14 protein-coding genes are annotated in these 14,112 nt (G+C 65.8%); 13 read left to right on the top strand and 1 reads right to left on the bottom strand.

All coding sequences use genetic code 11. The features are described 5' to 3' along the window. The first annotated feature begins 107 nt into the window (after positions 1-107). From BR31_RS0119580 to BR31_RS30720, 13 genes are all read left to right on the top strand, one after another. A complete protein-coding gene (locus tag BR31_RS0119580; protein ID WP_027502453.1) occupies positions 108-971 on the top strand; it encodes a CoA transferase subunit A in 864 nt (287 codons plus the stop codon). Next, positions 968-1,726 carry a CoA-transferase subunit beta gene (locus tag BR31_RS0119575; protein WP_027502452.1) on the top strand — a complete coding sequence of 253 codons (759 nt, stop codon included), beginning with the start codon at positions 968-970 and terminating at the stop codon, positions 1,724-1,726. Before BR31_RS0119580 ends, BR31_RS0119575 begins: the two co-directional genes overlap by 4 nt. Continuing rightward, positions 1,723-2,808, top strand: coding sequence for an NAD(P)H-dependent flavin oxidoreductase (locus BR31_RS0119570; protein ID WP_027502451.1), 1,086 nt, complete (start codon positions 1,723-1,725; stop codon positions 2,806-2,808). The genes BR31_RS0119575 and BR31_RS0119570 overlap by 4 nt, the downstream gene beginning before the upstream one ends. Positions 2,809-2,850: 42 nt before the next feature. After that, entirely contained in the window at positions 2,851-3,726 is an 876-nt protein-coding gene (locus BR31_RS0119565; protein ID WP_027502450.1) for an SDR family oxidoreductase, read from the top strand. A gap of 13 nt (positions 3,727-3,739) precedes the next feature. Beyond that, the gene (locus tag BR31_RS0119560) at positions 3,740-4,504 is read left to right on the top strand and encodes an SDR family oxidoreductase (protein ID WP_027502449.1); all 765 of its coding nucleotides are present in this window, start codon (positions 3,740-3,742) and stop codon (positions 4,502-4,504) included. 42 nt (positions 4,505-4,546) lie between these two features. Next, positions 4,547-4,996, top strand: a complete 450-nt coding sequence (locus BR31_RS0119555; RefSeq protein ID WP_027502448.1) for an FAS1-like dehydratase domain-containing protein — start codon at positions 4,547-4,549, stop codon at positions 4,994-4,996. Then, on the top strand, positions 4,996-5,403 hold the full coding sequence (locus tag BR31_RS0119550; RefSeq protein WP_037177367.1) for a MaoC/PaaZ C-terminal domain-containing protein: 408 nt from the start codon (positions 4,996-4,998) through the stop codon (positions 5,401-5,403). Before BR31_RS0119555 ends, BR31_RS0119550 begins: the two co-directional genes overlap by 1 nt. Further along, positions 5,400-6,380: an NADPH:quinone oxidoreductase family protein gene (locus BR31_RS0119545; RefSeq protein WP_027502446.1), complete on the top strand. Its 981-nt coding sequence runs from the start codon at positions 5,400-5,402 to the stop codon at positions 6,378-6,380. The genes BR31_RS0119550 and BR31_RS0119545 overlap by 4 nt, the downstream gene beginning before the upstream one ends. Before the next feature lie 35 nt (positions 6,381-6,415). Further along, positions 6,416-7,615 (top strand): acyl-CoA dehydrogenase family protein, encoded by a 1,200-nt coding sequence (locus BR31_RS0119540; protein WP_027502445.1) that lies wholly within the window; start codon positions 6,416-6,418, stop codon positions 7,613-7,615. Positions 7,616-7,692: 77 nt separating this feature from the next. Then, positions 7,693-9,369 carry an FAD-binding protein gene (locus BR31_RS0119535; RefSeq protein WP_027502444.1) on the top strand — a complete coding sequence of 559 codons (1,677 nt, stop codon included), beginning with the start codon at positions 7,693-7,695 and terminating at the stop codon, positions 9,367-9,369. Between the two features lie 130 nt (positions 9,370-9,499). After that, the gene (locus tag BR31_RS0119530; RefSeq protein ID WP_027502443.1) at positions 9,500-10,291 is read left to right on the top strand and encodes an SDR family NAD(P)-dependent oxidoreductase; all 792 of its coding nucleotides are present in this window, start codon (positions 9,500-9,502) and stop codon (positions 10,289-10,291) included. A gap of 327 nt (positions 10,292-10,618) precedes the next feature. Next, positions 10,619-11,482, top strand: coding sequence for an enoyl-CoA hydratase-related protein (locus BR31_RS29385; protein WP_442970230.1), 864 nt, complete (start codon positions 10,619-10,621; stop codon positions 11,480-11,482). A 230-nt stretch (positions 11,483-11,712) separates the two neighbouring features. Continuing rightward, a complete protein-coding gene (locus BR31_RS30720) occupies positions 11,713-12,126 on the top strand; it encodes a hypothetical protein (RefSeq protein WP_051637591.1) in 414 nt (137 codons plus the stop codon). Positions 12,127-12,429: 303 nt separating this feature from the next. Here BR31_RS30720 and BR31_RS0119510 read toward each other — a convergent pair whose 3' ends face one another. Next, positions 12,430-14,112, bottom strand: coding sequence for a CocE/NonD family hydrolase (locus BR31_RS0119510; RefSeq protein WP_051637590.1), 1,683 nt, complete (start codon positions 14,110-14,112; stop codon positions 12,430-12,432).

The following is a 14,112-nucleotide window of genomic DNA, read 5'->3' as shown; positions in this document are numbered from 1 at the left end:
TACGGCGAATCAAACGTTTGCTACGGTGCCTCATGTAGCGCGTAGCAAACGTTTGATACGTCTCTGGCTGCGGGCTGGAGACGTGGTTGATTGAAAGGTGAAGGAAATTGTCGGACAAGGCAATGTCGGAGAAAGAGGTGGTCAGCCGGCTGGGATCCGGAATGACCATCGGGATCGGCGGCTGGGGCTCCCGGCGTAAGCCCATGTCCCTCGTTCGGGAGATTCTGAAGTCCGACCTGAAGGACCTGACGATCGTGTCGTACGGCGGAGCCGACGTGGGTCTGCTGTGTGCCGCAGGCAAGGTCAAGAAGGTGATCTTCGGGTTTGTCTCGCTGGACTCGATTCCGCTCGACCCGCACTTCCGGGCCGCTCGGCAATCGGGCGCGATCGAGGTCGAGGAGTATGACGAGGGAATGCTCCAGTGGGGGCTGTACGCGGCCGGTATCCGCCTGCCGTATCTGCCCACGCGCGCCGGTCTCGGCTCGGACGTCATGACGGTCAATCCGCACCTGCGCACCGTCACCGATCCGTACGGCGACGAGACGCTCGTGGCAATGCCCGCGATCGCCCTCGATGCGGCGCTGGTGCACATGAATCGAGCCGACGTCCACGGCAACGCGCAATACCTGGGGCCTGACCTGTACTTCGACGATTTGTTCTGCCTAGCGGCCGAGCACGCGTACGTGTCCTGTGAGCGGATCGTCCGCACGGATGAACTGACGGCGGACGCGCATCCGTCAACGGTGCGCATCCCACGGCTGCTCGTCAGCGGCGTGGTCGAGGCCTCGCACGGTGCACATTTCACATCCTGCGTGCCGGATTACGACCGGGACGAGGCATTTCAGAGGAAGTACGTTGCGGCGTCGAAGGATCCGCAGCAGTGGGAGCAGTTCCTCGATCGATACCTGTCCGGTTCCGAAGCGGACTATCAGCGTGCAGTCGAGGAAGAACGGGAGGCGGTGTCCGCATGAGCGACGTCACAAGGGCGGAGGTGTGTGCCGTCGCGTGCGCGGAGGTGTACCGCGACAACGGCGAGGTGATCGCCAGTGCGTTCGGCACGATCCCTGCGATCGGCGTCCGACTGGCCCGGCACACATTCTCGCCTGATCTGGTTCTCTCGGACGGCGAGGCCACCGCGGTTCGAGGTACGTGGGCGGTCGGCGGTCCCGCCGAGGGGGACGTCGAGGCATGGCTGCCGTTCAACCAGATCTTCACACTGGTGTGGAACGGCAAGCGCCACATCACGATGATCCCGACACAGCTCGATCTTTACGGCAACTGCAACATCTCCGCGATCGGCGACCACGCGCGGCCGACGGTGCAGCTGTTGGGCGTACGCGGAGCGCCCGGCAACACCGTCTACCACCCGACCAGTTACTGGGTGCCGAAACACAGCACGAGAGTGTTCGTGCCCACGGTCGACATGGTGTCCGGTGTCGGCTACGACAACGCCCGCAAGGCGGGCCGGTCGGCGATGCGCTACCACGACCTCCGCAGGGTCGTTACGGATCTGGCGGTCCTCGATTTCACGCCGGACACCGGGCAGCTTCGACTGGTGTCGGTCCATCCAGGTGTCTCCGTAGATGACGTCGTCGCAGCTACCGGGTTCGACCTCGTCATCCCGGATTCTGTTCCGGAGACGCGAACCCCGACCGCGCCCGAGCTCGACCTGATCCGCACGGTCATCGATCCCCGAAACCTGCGCGACAAGGAGGTACCGGCATGACGGCCGTCGAATCGAACCGCAGCGCGCTGCACACCCGGCTGTGCGACCTGTTTGGTGTGAAGTATCCGATCGTGCAGACGGGCATGGGCTATGTCTCGGACGCCAAGCTCACCGCAGCGACCGCCGAGGCGGGCGGTCTCGGCATCATCGCCGGCGGCATGCTCAGCTACAACGAACTCGAACAGGCGATCAACTATGTCAAGGACCGGACCGACGCGCCGTTCGGTGTGAACTTGCGCGCCAACCAGGAGGACGTCGGCAGACGGCTCGACCTGCTGATCCGGTCCGGCGTGAAGGTGGCCTCGTTCGCGCTGGCGCCCAAGCGGGACCTGATCTCGAAGCTCAAGGACGCGGGACTGGTGGTGGTGCCGTCGATCGGAGCGCGCCGGCACGCGGAGAAGGTCGCCGAGTGGGGCGTCGACGCCGTGGTCGTGCAGGGCGGTGAGGGCGGCGGCCACACGGGCGCCGTGCCCACCAGCCTGCTGCTGCCGCAGGTCGTCGACGCCGTCGACATCCCTGTGATCGCGGCCGGTGGCTACTTCGATGGTCGTGGACTGGTTTCCGCGCTCGCGTACGGCGCCGACGGTATCGCAATGGGCACCCGCTTCATGTTGACCAGCGATTCGCCGGTGGCGCAGGCGGTCAAGGACGTCTACCTGTCCAAGTCGGTGAACGACACAGTCGTGACGCTCGAGATCGACGGTGTGCCGCAGCGTGTACTGCGGGCGGGAACCATCGATCAGCTCGAGTCCACCCGAGGGCCACGGCGCATGCTGCGCGCCGTCCGCAATGCCTTTGCCTTCCAGAGGCTCTCGGGGACGCCCTGGCAGGACATGATCCGCGAGGGCCTGGAGATGAAGAAGAGCCACGAACTCGGCTGGCGACAGGTCGTGATGGCCGCAAACGCGCCGATGCTCTATCGCACGGCGCTGGTAGACGGCAATGCGAACGTCGGGGTCATGGCCACCGGGCAGGTCGTCGGACTCATCGACGACATCCCGACCTGTGCGGGGCTGATCGATCGCATCGTCGGCGAGGCGGAGGCGGCGCTGACCCGCCTCGGCGTTCCCGCACGGTCCTGACACCCAACCGACACAACAGACTTCGCAGGAGAAGAGAAGACAATGAACCAACTGAAGGATCGCGTGATCGTGGTGACCGGCGCGGGCCGCGGCATCGGCCGTGAGCACGCTCTGCTCGCCGCGGCCGAGGGCGCCAGGGTCGTCGTGAACGACACCGGCGCCGGGGCCGACGGCAAGGGCGCCGACGCGTCGCTGGCCGCCGCGGTGGCCGACGAGATCACCGCCGCAGGCGGTACCGCCGTCGCCAGTAATGCCGACGTCACCACCGTCGCGGGTGCGCAGGAACTTCTCGACCTGGCGGTCGGGAAGCTCGGTACCGTCGACGGATTGGTGAACAACGCCGGCATCCTGCGGGACCGCATGTTCGTCAACATGAGCGAGGACGAGTGGGACGACGTCATCACCGGCCAGCTGCGGGCGACGTTCGCGCCGTGCCGGGTGTTCGGCGCGCACTGGCGCGACCACTCCAAGGCCGGTGACGCGGTTGCCGCGTCGATCGTCAACGTCTCGAGCACCTCCGGTCTGCTCGGTGCGGTCGGTCAGAGCAATTACGGCGCTGCCAAGGCCGGTATCGCGTCTCTCACGGTGATCCTGGCACAGGAGCTCGAGCGCTACGGGGTCCGAGTCAACGCGATCACGCCGGTCGCGCGCACCCGCATGACGGAGAACGTGCCCGGGATCAAGGATCTGGTCGCCGCTCCCGCCGACCCGAACGAGTTCGACGTCTATCACCCCGGCAATGTCTCACCGGTGGTTGCGTACCTGCTCACCGAGCAGTGCCCCGCCAACGGCTCGGTGTTCTATGCCAAGGGCGGCGAGATCCGCCAGTTCCTCGGCTGGCAGTACGGCAAGACCATCGACAAGGGCGCCCGGTGGACTGTCGACGAGCTGGTGCAGGAGATGAGCAGTCTTGTCTGAGCACAATGCCCCAATGCCCGGACCGGCGCATCATCTGGTCGAGGGCAGGTCTGTGATCATCACGGCTGCCGCGGGAACAGGAATCGGATTCGCGGCAGCCCAGCGGTTCGCCGCCGAGGGCGCGCGACTGACGATCAGCGACCGGCACGAGCGCCGGCTCGCCGAGGCCGCGGACCGGATCGAATCCGAGTTCGGGACCAGGCCGCTCGCGATTGCATGCGACGTCACCGACCAGCAGCAGGTCGACAACCTGATGGACCGTGCGGCAGGTGAGTACGGTGCCGTCGATGTGCTGGTCAACAACGCCGGCCTCGGTGGCACGGCGAGCGTGATGGACATGACCGACGAGGAGTGGAGCTCGGTCCTCGACGTCACCCTCACCAGCACCTTCCGCGCCACCCGCTCGGTGCTGCGGCACATGGTCCCGCAGCGCAGCGGGGTGATCATCAACAACGCCTCTGTCATCGGGTGGCGAGCCCAAGCCGGGCAGGCGCACTACGCCGCAGCCAAGGCCGGCGTCATGGCACTGACCCGATGTTCTGCGCTCGACGTGGCCGAGCATGGCATCCGCATCAATGCCGTCTCGCCCAGCATCGCGATGCACGCACACCTCGCCAAGGTCACTAGTGACGAACTACTCGGACAGCTCAGTGCCCGTGAGGCTTTCGGGCGCGCGGCCGAGCCGTGGGAGATCGCGAATGTCATGGTGTTCCTGGCCAGCGAGTACTCGTCGTACATGACCGGCGAAGTCGTCTCAGTCAGCAGTCAGCACGCCTGACCGGTCGCCGCGCACCAATCAGTACACACATCTGGAGAGAACATGGCCAATCCAAATGCCGTCGGTGTCGAAGGCGTGCCCTTCGACCTCGACGTCGAGCGCGGCAAGATCCGCGAGTTCGCGGTCGCGACTGGCTCGACCAATCCCGACTACGTCGACCGTGAGCAGCCGGTGATTCCGCCAACCTTCCTGACCACCACGCTGCTCTGGCAATCGCCGGAGGGAAACCCTTGGGAGGCCGTCGAACTCGACGGCAAGCGCGGGTTGCACGCCGAGCAGCAGTACGAGTTCTTCGGCCCGCCGCCGAAGGCCGGCACACGGCTGCGCTGCACGTCACGGATCGCTGACGTCTACACCAAACAGGGCCGCCGCGGCGGCGAGATGACCTTCGCGGTCATGGTCACCGACTTCGTCGACGAGACGGGCAGGCTGGTGGCCCGCGCCACGATGACCGGTGTCGAGACCGCCCGCCCAGCAACGGAGGAATCCTGATGAGTGCACTGACCACCCCCGCACCCTGGACTGTCGGCCCGGTGACCCGCACCGACTTCGTCCGCTACCAGGGCGCATCGGGTGACATGAACCCGATCCACCACGACCAGACCTACGCCGAGGCGGCAGGCTACCCCAGCCCCTTCTCGGTGGGGATGTTCCAGGCCGGTCTCCTCGCCACCTACGCAACGAACTGGCTCGGAGCCGAGAACATCCGGTCGATCCGGATGCGGTTCCTCGAACAGGTGTGGCCGGACGACATGCTCACCTGCACGGCGCAGGTGGTGCGGGAGTACGAGGAGGACGGAGCCGGCAAGGTCGACCTCGAGCTCGACTGCACCCGGCAGACCGGTGGACTGGCAGTCAAGGCGTGGGCCACTTTCGTCACGAAAAGCGCGTCGGCGTGAAGGCCCAACTGTGTGAGGCGCTCGGCGAACCAGCGGGACTGCGCTACACCGACATCGACGATTCGGCACCCGGACCCGGAGAGGTGCTCATTGAAGTTCACGCCGCCGGCGTGAACTTCCCCGACGGACTCATCGTCGCGGGGACCTACCAGACCAAGCCGCCACTGCCGTTCGTGCCTGGATCCGAGGCGGCCGGCATCGTCCGGGCGGTCGGCACGGACGTCACCGAGTTCGAGGTCGGGGCGCGGGTGCTCGCGTTCTGCGGAATGGGTGGATATGCGGAACTGGTCGCGGTCCCCGCGACGATGGTGTTCCCCATCCCGGATTCCATGTCGTACGTGGACGCCGCCGGGTTCGCAGTGACCTACGGGACCTCGTACCACGGTCTGGTCGACAAAGCGGACCTCGCCCGGGGGGAGACCTTGTTGGTGCTGGGTGCCTCGGGTGGCGTTGGGCTGACTGCGGTCGAGATCGGAAAGGCGCTGGGCGCGAGGGTAATCGCGGCCGCATCGAGTCCGGACAAACTCGCGCTGTGCAGCGACCACGGCGCCGACGAGCTGATTGAGTACACCACCGGCGACCTGAAGGCCGGGATCGCTGAGCTCGCGCCGTCCGGGGTCGACGTCGTGTACGACCCAGTCGGCGGCGACCACGCACAGACCGCCGTCCGCGCACTGGCCTGGAGAGGGCGGTACCTCACGATCGGATACGCGTCGGGCACCATCCCGAAGGTGGGCATGAACCGGCTGCTCGTCAGCGGCGGTGCCCTGCTCGGCGTGCTGTGGGGCGCCTGGGCCAAGCGCAACCCGGAACGCAACGCCGAGAACATGAATCAACTCTTCGACTGGTACGACCGCGGCCTACTGAGCCCGCACGTGAGCGAGACCTATCCGCTGTCCGAGGCACCCGCCGCGCTCGACGTCGTGATGGGCCGACAAGCGCTCGGCAAGGTCGTCCTGACAAACAACCCTGCGTGACGACTCAGTCGGACGCAACACGAGAGGACCCGCTCATGGATCTGTCCCCGAGCCCGGTAGCCCAGGACATCGTCAAACGCCTCGAAGCGTTCATGGAACAGCACGTCTACCCCGCAGAGCCGGTGTACGCCGAGCAACTGGAGGAGGCCGGCCCCCGCAGCCACGAACTTCCCCCCGTGGTCGAGGATCTCAAGGTCGAGGCACGCCGACAGGGGATGTGGAATCTCTTCCTCCCCGCGATCTCCGGACTGACCCATCTCGACTATGCGCACATCGCCGAGGTGACCGGCCGCTCGCCGTACATTGCCCCGGAGGCGCTGAACTGCTCGGCCCCGTCCACCGGCAATATGGAGATCCTGCACATGTTCGGCACGCCCGAGCAGAAGGAACGGTGGCTCAAACCGCTACTCGATGGCCGGATCCGCTCCGGATTCGCCATGACTGAACCAGATGTCGCGTCGTCGGACGCCCGCAACATCGCGACCTCGATCGTGCGGGACGGCGACGAGTACGTCATCAACGGGCGCAAGTGGTGGACCACCGGGTCCGCCGATCCTCGCTGCGAGATCCTGGTGCTGATGGGAAAGACCGATCCGGACGCGGCGCCACATCGGCAGCAGTCGATGATTCTCGTCCCGGTCGCGACGCCCGGCGTCGAGATCGTGCGGTCGTTGCCGATCTTCGGTTACCACGATCAGCAGGGGCACTGCGAGATCACGTTCACCGACGTCCGAGTGCCGGTCACGAACATTCTCGCGGGCGAGGGTGAAGGGTTCGCGATCGCGCAGGCTCGGCTCGGCCCGGGCCGGATCCACCATGCGATGCGCTGCATCGGTATGGCAGAACGTGGTCTCGAGCTCATGGTACGACGGTCCATGTCCCGCACTGCGTTCGGCGGACCACTGTCAGACCAGGGCGTGATTCGTACTTGGATTGCGGAGTCCCGCATGGAGATCGAGCAGGCACGCCTCCTCGTCCTCAAGACCGCGTGGATGATCGATCAGGTGGGCGCGAAGGGCGCGCAGATCGAGATCGCCGCGGTGAAAGTGATTGGCCCGCGGGTGGCACGGGCGGTGCTCAACCGGTCGATCCAGGCCCACGGCGGGGGAGGGGTCACCGATGACTTCCCGATAGCCCGGATGTGGGCCAGCGCGCGGCTTCTCGGAATCGCGGACGGCCCTGACGAGGTGCACATCCGCAGTGTCGCGCGGCACGAACTGCGCAAGTACCGCTGACGCCCTGTAGCGACCCCTGGGCCGCTCCGCTCCCTGCGGGGCGGGCCCACCTGGAACCAACCCCCAGAGGAGTACCGATGCCCCGTTCCTCCACATCCTCGGCCACCACCTTCGACTACGAGGTCGACTTTCTCGTCGTCGGAAGCGGCGCTGGCGGGCTGACCTCAGCATTTACCGCCGCTGCCAACGGCCTCGACACACTGATCATTGAGAAGGCAGGTGCATACGGCGGAACAACCGCGCTCTCGGGTGGCAATATCTGGGTCCCCAACAACCCGACCCTCGTGCGCGAGGGCCTGTCGGATTCGCGTGAAGACGTGCGCGCCTACATGGATGCGGTCGTAGGCGAACGTGTACCCGCCGCCAACATCGACGCGTTCATCGATGAGGGCCCACACGTATTCGAGTTCCTTGAGAAGAGCAGCCCGCACATGCGCTTCCAGTGGTGTACCGGCTATTCGGACTACCACCCGGAGAAGCCCGGCGGCCGCCCCCGAGGTCGCACCATCGAGCCGCTGCCGTTCGACCTGAAGCAGCTCGGTGACGACGAGGACAAGCTGCGCCCAGGCGCACTACCCACCCCTGCCGGCTTGTACATCACGTCGAAGGAATTCGTGCGTCTGAACATGGTCATGCGCACCTGGGCTGGACGCCGCGCTGCGCTGGCCACCGGGTGGCGGGCAGTGAAGAGCATCGTTCGTCGCCAACGCATGGAAACGCTCGGTCAGGCGTTGGTCGGCCGACTGCGGCTCGCGGTCAAGGAAGCAGGGATCCCGCTGTGGCTGAACACCCCGATGCGTTCGCTGATCACCGACGAAGCCAACTCGGTGGTGGGCGTCTCAGCCGTACGCAACGGCCAGCCCGTGCGAATCCGGGCCAGACGCGGCGTGATGCTGGCAAGCGGGGGCTTCGAGCACGGCAACGAGATGCGTAAGAAATACCTGCGGGACGGTGGCAAGGACAACTACAGTCTCGGCTCGATCGACAACACGGGCGACGGGATCCTCGCCGGCGAGACCGTCGGTGCCGCATTGGATCTGATGGACGACGCCTGGTGGATGCCAGCCTTCAAGCGGCCCGACAGCATCATGCACTGCATGGTGTCCGAGCGGTCGGTTCCACGCTCGATCATCGTGAACCAGCACGGCATGCGATTCACCAATGAGTCCGCGCCGTATGTGACATTCGTACACGAGCAGATCGCCGGCAAGCATGAGCCGGTCTGGTTCATCTTCGATGCGAAAGCCAAGAACCGCTACCAGATCGGCGCGATCATGCCGGGTCAGAAGTTCCCCGAATCGTGGTTCGACAGTGGGTTGCTGGTCACTGCGGACACCGTTGACGAGCTCGCACGCCGGATCCAGCTTCCTGCCGCCGAGGTCGCGAGAACCCTGAACCGCTACAACGGCTTTGCGTGCAGCGGCAAGGACGAGGACTTCGGCCGAGGGGAGAGCGCGTACGACAACTACTACGGAGATCCGACCCTGCCCGTCCCGGCGATGGACGTGATCGACAAGGCCCCCTTCTACGCGATCCGGATGCGTGCTGGCGATCTGGGTACCAAAGGCGGCTTGGTCCACAACGAGCATGGTCAGGTGTTGCGTGGCACCGGCGAGATCATCGAGCGCCTCTACGCGACCGGCAACACCGCTGCCGCGGTCATGGGCAACGACTATGCGGGCGCGGGGGCAACGATCGGCCCGGCAATGGTGTTTGGCTACATCGGCGCGCGGCACGCCGCATGCCGCCGGTAGAAGCGGCATCCATCAACCGATCTGGGAACCGCGGGCGGCCGCCGGATCCGCGCTCGCGTACGTGATGGCGCACGGTGCGCATGTCCAAGCACGGCGATCGACCCACCAACTACATGAAGGAGTACACGACATGAACAGACTCGATCAGCACAGGATTCTGGTGACAGGTGCGGGATCCGGCATCGGTCAGGCCACAGCGTTACGGCTGCTGGAGGAGGGAGGTGCGGTTGTGGCAGCGGATGTGTCGAGCGAGGGGCTCGCCCGTACCCGCGGATCGGCAAAGGAGGCGGGCACCGACGAGCGCCTGACCCTTCTCGATATGAACGTCGGCGACGAATCCTCGGTTGTCTCTGGAGTGCGCGAAGCCGTCGACGGACTCGGCGGACTGGATGCGCTGGTCAACGCCGCCGGTATCTTGCGGGCCTCACACACGCACGAGACTTCGGCCGAGATGTGGGAACAGGTCATCGGCATCAACCTCACCGGCACCTTCTTCGTCGTCCGGGAGGCGCTGCCTGCACTGCTGCAGAACGAGAGCGGTGTGGTCGTCAATTTCAGCTCCACATCGGCTGCCTTCGGGCACCCGTATATGGCGGCCTACGCTGCGAGCAAAGGGGGAATCCAGTCCTTCACACACGCGTTGGCTCTCGAGTACGGCAAGCAGGGGCTGCGGGCAGTGTGCGTCGCGCCGGGCAGCGTCAAGTCAGGAATCACCGATGCCACCCAGGGATACGTACCTGCCGACGCGGATTGGTCGCTTTTCGCCAAGCTGTCGCCGATTCTGCCGACCGCATTGGAGTCGGGCGGCGCAGGAATGGGCGGGCCGGCACAGGTGGCAGGCGTCATTGCGATGCTCGTCTCCGACGACGGCGCGTTCATCAGCGGCACCGAGATCAGGATCGACGGCGGCACCCACGCATAGCGTCGACGCACCATCACTCATGCGGCACCGCCTTCGCCAGTAATGGAAGAACACAACAGACTGGCTCGTGCCCGCATCGCCCATCGGTCACTCGCCTGGACAAATGCGAGTTCACCACTCGATCCGAGTTGGATACCCACACCGACACGAACACGAGGGAGTGGCGTGCCCACGCTTCTGCGACCAGCGATCCTCACCGTCAAATACAGCCAGATCTTTTCGCGGAAAGGATAATTCGATGGGCTTACTTCTTGGCTCCGACAACTCCCACATCCGGAGATCGTGCAACTGCTCGTGGGGTCGCCAGATCGTTCGCCTGGTGCCGCACTGATGAGCTCCCCAGCAGAGCTGGTGCTCACGGCAAATTGTGGTGCGGTGCGGGTGCTTACCTTCAACCGCCCGGCGCGACTCAACGCCTGGACCGAAGAGCTCGAGGACCAGTACTTCGACCGCCTCGAGGCGGCCGCGGACGACCGGGCCGTACGGGCGATTGTCGTCACCGGCGCAGGCCGGGGATTCTGCTCCGGCGCAGACCTGGGAAACCTCGCGGGAGTCGGCGGCGTCAGCCGCACGGAACAGGTCCGGCTGCGGCGGCCGCGGGATCTGCCGTTGACGATCCGCAAGCCGATCATCGGTGCGATCAACGGCGTTGCAGCGGGGCTCGGATTCGTTGAAGCGCTGTACTGCGATGTCCGTTTCGGCGGCCCGGCCACGCGATTCACCACCGCATTCGCCCGGCGTGGTCTGATCGCCGAGTACGGCATCGCCTGGCTGCTTCCCCGGGTGGTGGGCCACTCCCGTGCCGCCGACCTGCTCCTCTCATCTCGGATGGTCGACGCTGCCGAGGCTCACCGCATCGGCCTGATCGACCACTTCGTCGACGGCGATGTTCTGGGCGCGGCCATCGGTTACGCGAACGACCTCGCCGCGCAGTGCTCGCCGCAGTCAATGGCAACCATCAAGGCGCAGCTATCTCGCCACGTCGATCAGGTGTACCGGGATGCGGTCGCCGAATCCGAAACCCTGATGCACGCTTCGTTCCAGGGCCCCGATCTCGGTGAGGGTATCGCCAGTCATCTCGAGCATCGAGCGCCGAACTTCCCCTCGCTACCTGCCAGGAGTGCTCGTTGCCCTGTTGAGATTTCGGACAGTGGCTTCTCGCCTACGAGGCTGCGGCACCAGTCGAATTGACTGGCGGATGGCGCGCCGCACCAGGCGTAATTGCGGCAGCGTCGGCTCGCTGGCGGTGATCGGACCCGGGCCGGCGGATTTGGAGGCGTGGTCGGAATAGGGCTTCACGCCAAGCATCGGCGAAGGTGCCCAACAAGTTCGCAGGTGGCAGCTTCGACGCCCCCGTACTTGCTCGCTCATGCAGGTGACAGGCGTTTTCTGGGCAGCATCCGTGCCCGTAAGGTGGGTGAATGACCTCGCCCCTGCTCACCGAACGCCGGCTTGACCACCTGGTGACCGATGCCGCGACAGGGCAGATCAGACGAAGCACGGAGTACAGCGGTGTTGTGTGGATCGGCGGTCAGCCACCTACCGGTGGCATGTACCTCAGACGCACTGTCTTGGCATCCAAACCCCGTGTGGCGTCGGTGTTCTTGCCTGACTCGCTGCCGTACCTCGACGGCGAGGCGACGGTCGTCACCCACACGTGGGTATCCAGCGGTCCGGACACCTTCATCGTCGCCGGCCAGGCCGAACTTGTGCCCGACCCACAGGGCACTCAATTGCGCTGGGCACAGCTCACCGTCCGCGTCGCCGGCAGTGTTCCCGTCGGCATCGGCTACCGCATCGTCGTGGAGGCCCACCCCGACATGATCAGCCAGTAGATCGCCGATCTGGCTGACGAGATCTGAGTTGAGGGACGACTGCTACTACCGTTATTGAGGGATGGACAGTTCCTCGTCCAGATCGTGACCATCGCGGCCGACCTCAACCTTGCGCGAAGTGCGCGCTACCGGCACATCGGGTGAGTGTGCATGCGAGCGGTGTAAATCTCGCGTAGCTCCTGCGAATCCCGTTGCCGTGGACGTATCTCCCCGGGCTGCCGTTCTGTGTGCGGCCCGGGGAGATGCACATTTCAGGACAGAGCCAACCAAGCTAGGTAGTACTCGTGTGTCCCCGCGGGTTGTTTATCTCGCGCCACCAGCAACTGGCAGTTCGAGGCCCGTGACGGTGACGGACACATCCCGGGGAACCAAACCGCTACGGAAGCCCTCGGCCGCACCCGCCACGGTGACCTGTAGGCGGTGTCCTGGTTCGAAACGGTGAACGGCGCCTGGCACCGTCACACCGACGGTGGTGTCGGAGGTGACGCGCGTGGGAACGGTGTTCCCGACGCGTACTGCGGTGCCGTCGGGGGCAACGTCATGCACGGTCACGAACAGCACCGCGCCGTCGGTGGGTGTTGCCGCTGATACCCCCGAGGCATTCAGGGTGACCTGCGGCGCCCCTACCTGCTCGAGGTGGCCGGTGAGCGGCTCGCTGGTCCAGGTCGCGGCCTTCGGCGGCGCCGCGTCGGGGCCTGAATGCACTGGCTGGGCACCGGGAGTGATCGGGAACGGGATGAGGGTGGCCGCGTCGTCGAGACTGGCGGCGGTGCCGTACGCGGGTTCGGAGCTGCCGGTGTAGGAGATCCAGTCGCGGTACCAGGAGAACTCGGGCGCCGACGGGACGGGCTCACCCTTGAGGTGGCGGTCGAACCAGTCCATGTACCGGGAGACCAGGTATTGGGTTTCACGATCGGGTGCCTTCTCGTCGAATTCGCCCGGCCGCGGATCGCCACCAGCGTGCCCGCGGTAATGCCACATCATGCTCACCTCGACGCCGCGTTCCTTCAGCCCGCGGTAGGTGGCGGTGGCTTCTTGCAGGTCGAACAGGCTGTCGCGTTGTGCTTGCATGAGCAGGACAGGAACGCGCACCCGATCGATGTAGTCGGCGACCGAGGTCGATTGGAGAAAGGCGGTCTCCTCGGCTCCAGCGAACCCTTGGGCAAGCGAGGCGCCGAGCGCGGGACACGCCGCATCGGCGAGGTTGGGGCAGGGGAGCGCCCGGGACGGGTCAGCGAGGTAGCCCTTCACGCCGGGAGAGAGGCCGCCCATAGCGGCAAAGGCTGTCGCCCACGTGGATTTGGTGGCGCCGGTGCCACCCTTGCTTCGCCCTGCCGGGCCGACGGCGCCGTCGGGCGAGAGCGAGTAGCTCAGATCGTTCCAGGTGATCATGGGCACGATGGTGTCGATGCGCGGGTCGGTCGCGGCCGCGGCGAACTGCACGGCGCCGCCGTACGATCCGCCCAGCATCCCCACGCGCGGATCGTGATCGAGTCGGTGGTCCGGGGCTCCCCGTTGGTCGGCTTGGATGAAGTCCACGGGAGCGGCCGGGACCTCCAGTGCCGGATCGGTATACGCGATCCCGGTCGCACCGCCGAGGAAGCTCACCAATTGCTGGGCGGCACGACCGTCCCACTCGGGATTGTCAAGGCTGACTTTGCATGTCGAGCCTCCGAATCCAAGACCCGAGTACATCAGAGCCGCGTACCCCTGCGCGGCGAGCATCGCCCCGGTCCCAGCCAGGACGTCCTTGGAAGTGCCGAACCCGTTCGTCGAGAGAATGGCGGGGACCGGCGTCGCAGCCGACGCACCGGACGGACGGTACAGATCGCCCTCGATCGTGCATCTGTGGGCGCCGTCGGGTCCGGTGGCGACGTCGAACCACAGTGGCGTGACAGTGACATCGCCGGGTGCGGCGTGTGCATCCCCCGGGACGGCTGCAGCAGCGGTTCCGGGCGGAAGTGTCGCCAATGCGAACACGGACAC

It is taken from the genome of Rhodococcus sp. UNC363MFTsu5.1 (assembly GCF_000686785.1).
GTDB classification, from domain to species: Bacteria; Actinomycetota; Actinomycetes; order Mycobacteriales; family Mycobacteriaceae; genus Rhodococcus_G; species Rhodococcus_G maanshanensis.
The sequence above is the reverse complement of the archived record's forward strand: the minus strand, read 5'-3'. Positions and strand labels throughout refer to the sequence as shown.

Bases quoted from the DNA above. Each gene is read 5' to 3' on its own strand.
- BR31_RS0119575 (WP_027502452.1), top strand. From the start codon at position 968: ATGAGCGACGTCACAAGGGCGGAGGTGTGTGCCGTCGCGTGCGCGGAG.
- BR31_RS0119570 (WP_027502451.1), top strand. From the start codon at position 1,723: ATGACGGCCGTCGAATCGAACCGCAGCGCGCTGCACACCCGGCTGTGC.
- BR31_RS0119565 (WP_027502450.1), top strand. From the start codon at position 2,851: ATGAACCAACTGAAGGATCGCGTGATCGTGGTGACCGGCGCGGGCCGC.
- BR31_RS0119560 (WP_027502449.1), top strand. From the start codon at position 3,740: ATGCCCGGACCGGCGCATCATCTGGTCGAGGGCAGGTCTGTGATCATC.
- BR31_RS0119555 (WP_027502448.1), top strand. From the start codon at position 4,547: ATGGCCAATCCAAATGCCGTCGGTGTCGAAGGCGTGCCCTTCGACCTC.
- BR31_RS0119550 (WP_037177367.1), top strand. From the start codon at position 4,996: ATGAGTGCACTGACCACCCCCGCACCCTGGACTGTCGGCCCGGTGACC.
- BR31_RS0119540 (WP_027502445.1), top strand. From the start codon at position 6,416: ATGGATCTGTCCCCGAGCCCGGTAGCCCAGGACATCGTCAAACGCCTC.
- BR31_RS0119535 (WP_027502444.1), top strand. From the start codon at position 7,693: ATGCCCCGTTCCTCCACATCCTCGGCCACCACCTTCGACTACGAGGTC.
- BR31_RS0119530 (WP_027502443.1), top strand. From the start codon at position 9,500: ATGAACAGACTCGATCAGCACAGGATTCTGGTGACAGGTGCGGGATCC.
- BR31_RS30720 (WP_051637591.1), top strand. From the start codon at position 11,713: ATGACCTCGCCCCTGCTCACCGAACGCCGGCTTGACCACCTGGTGACC.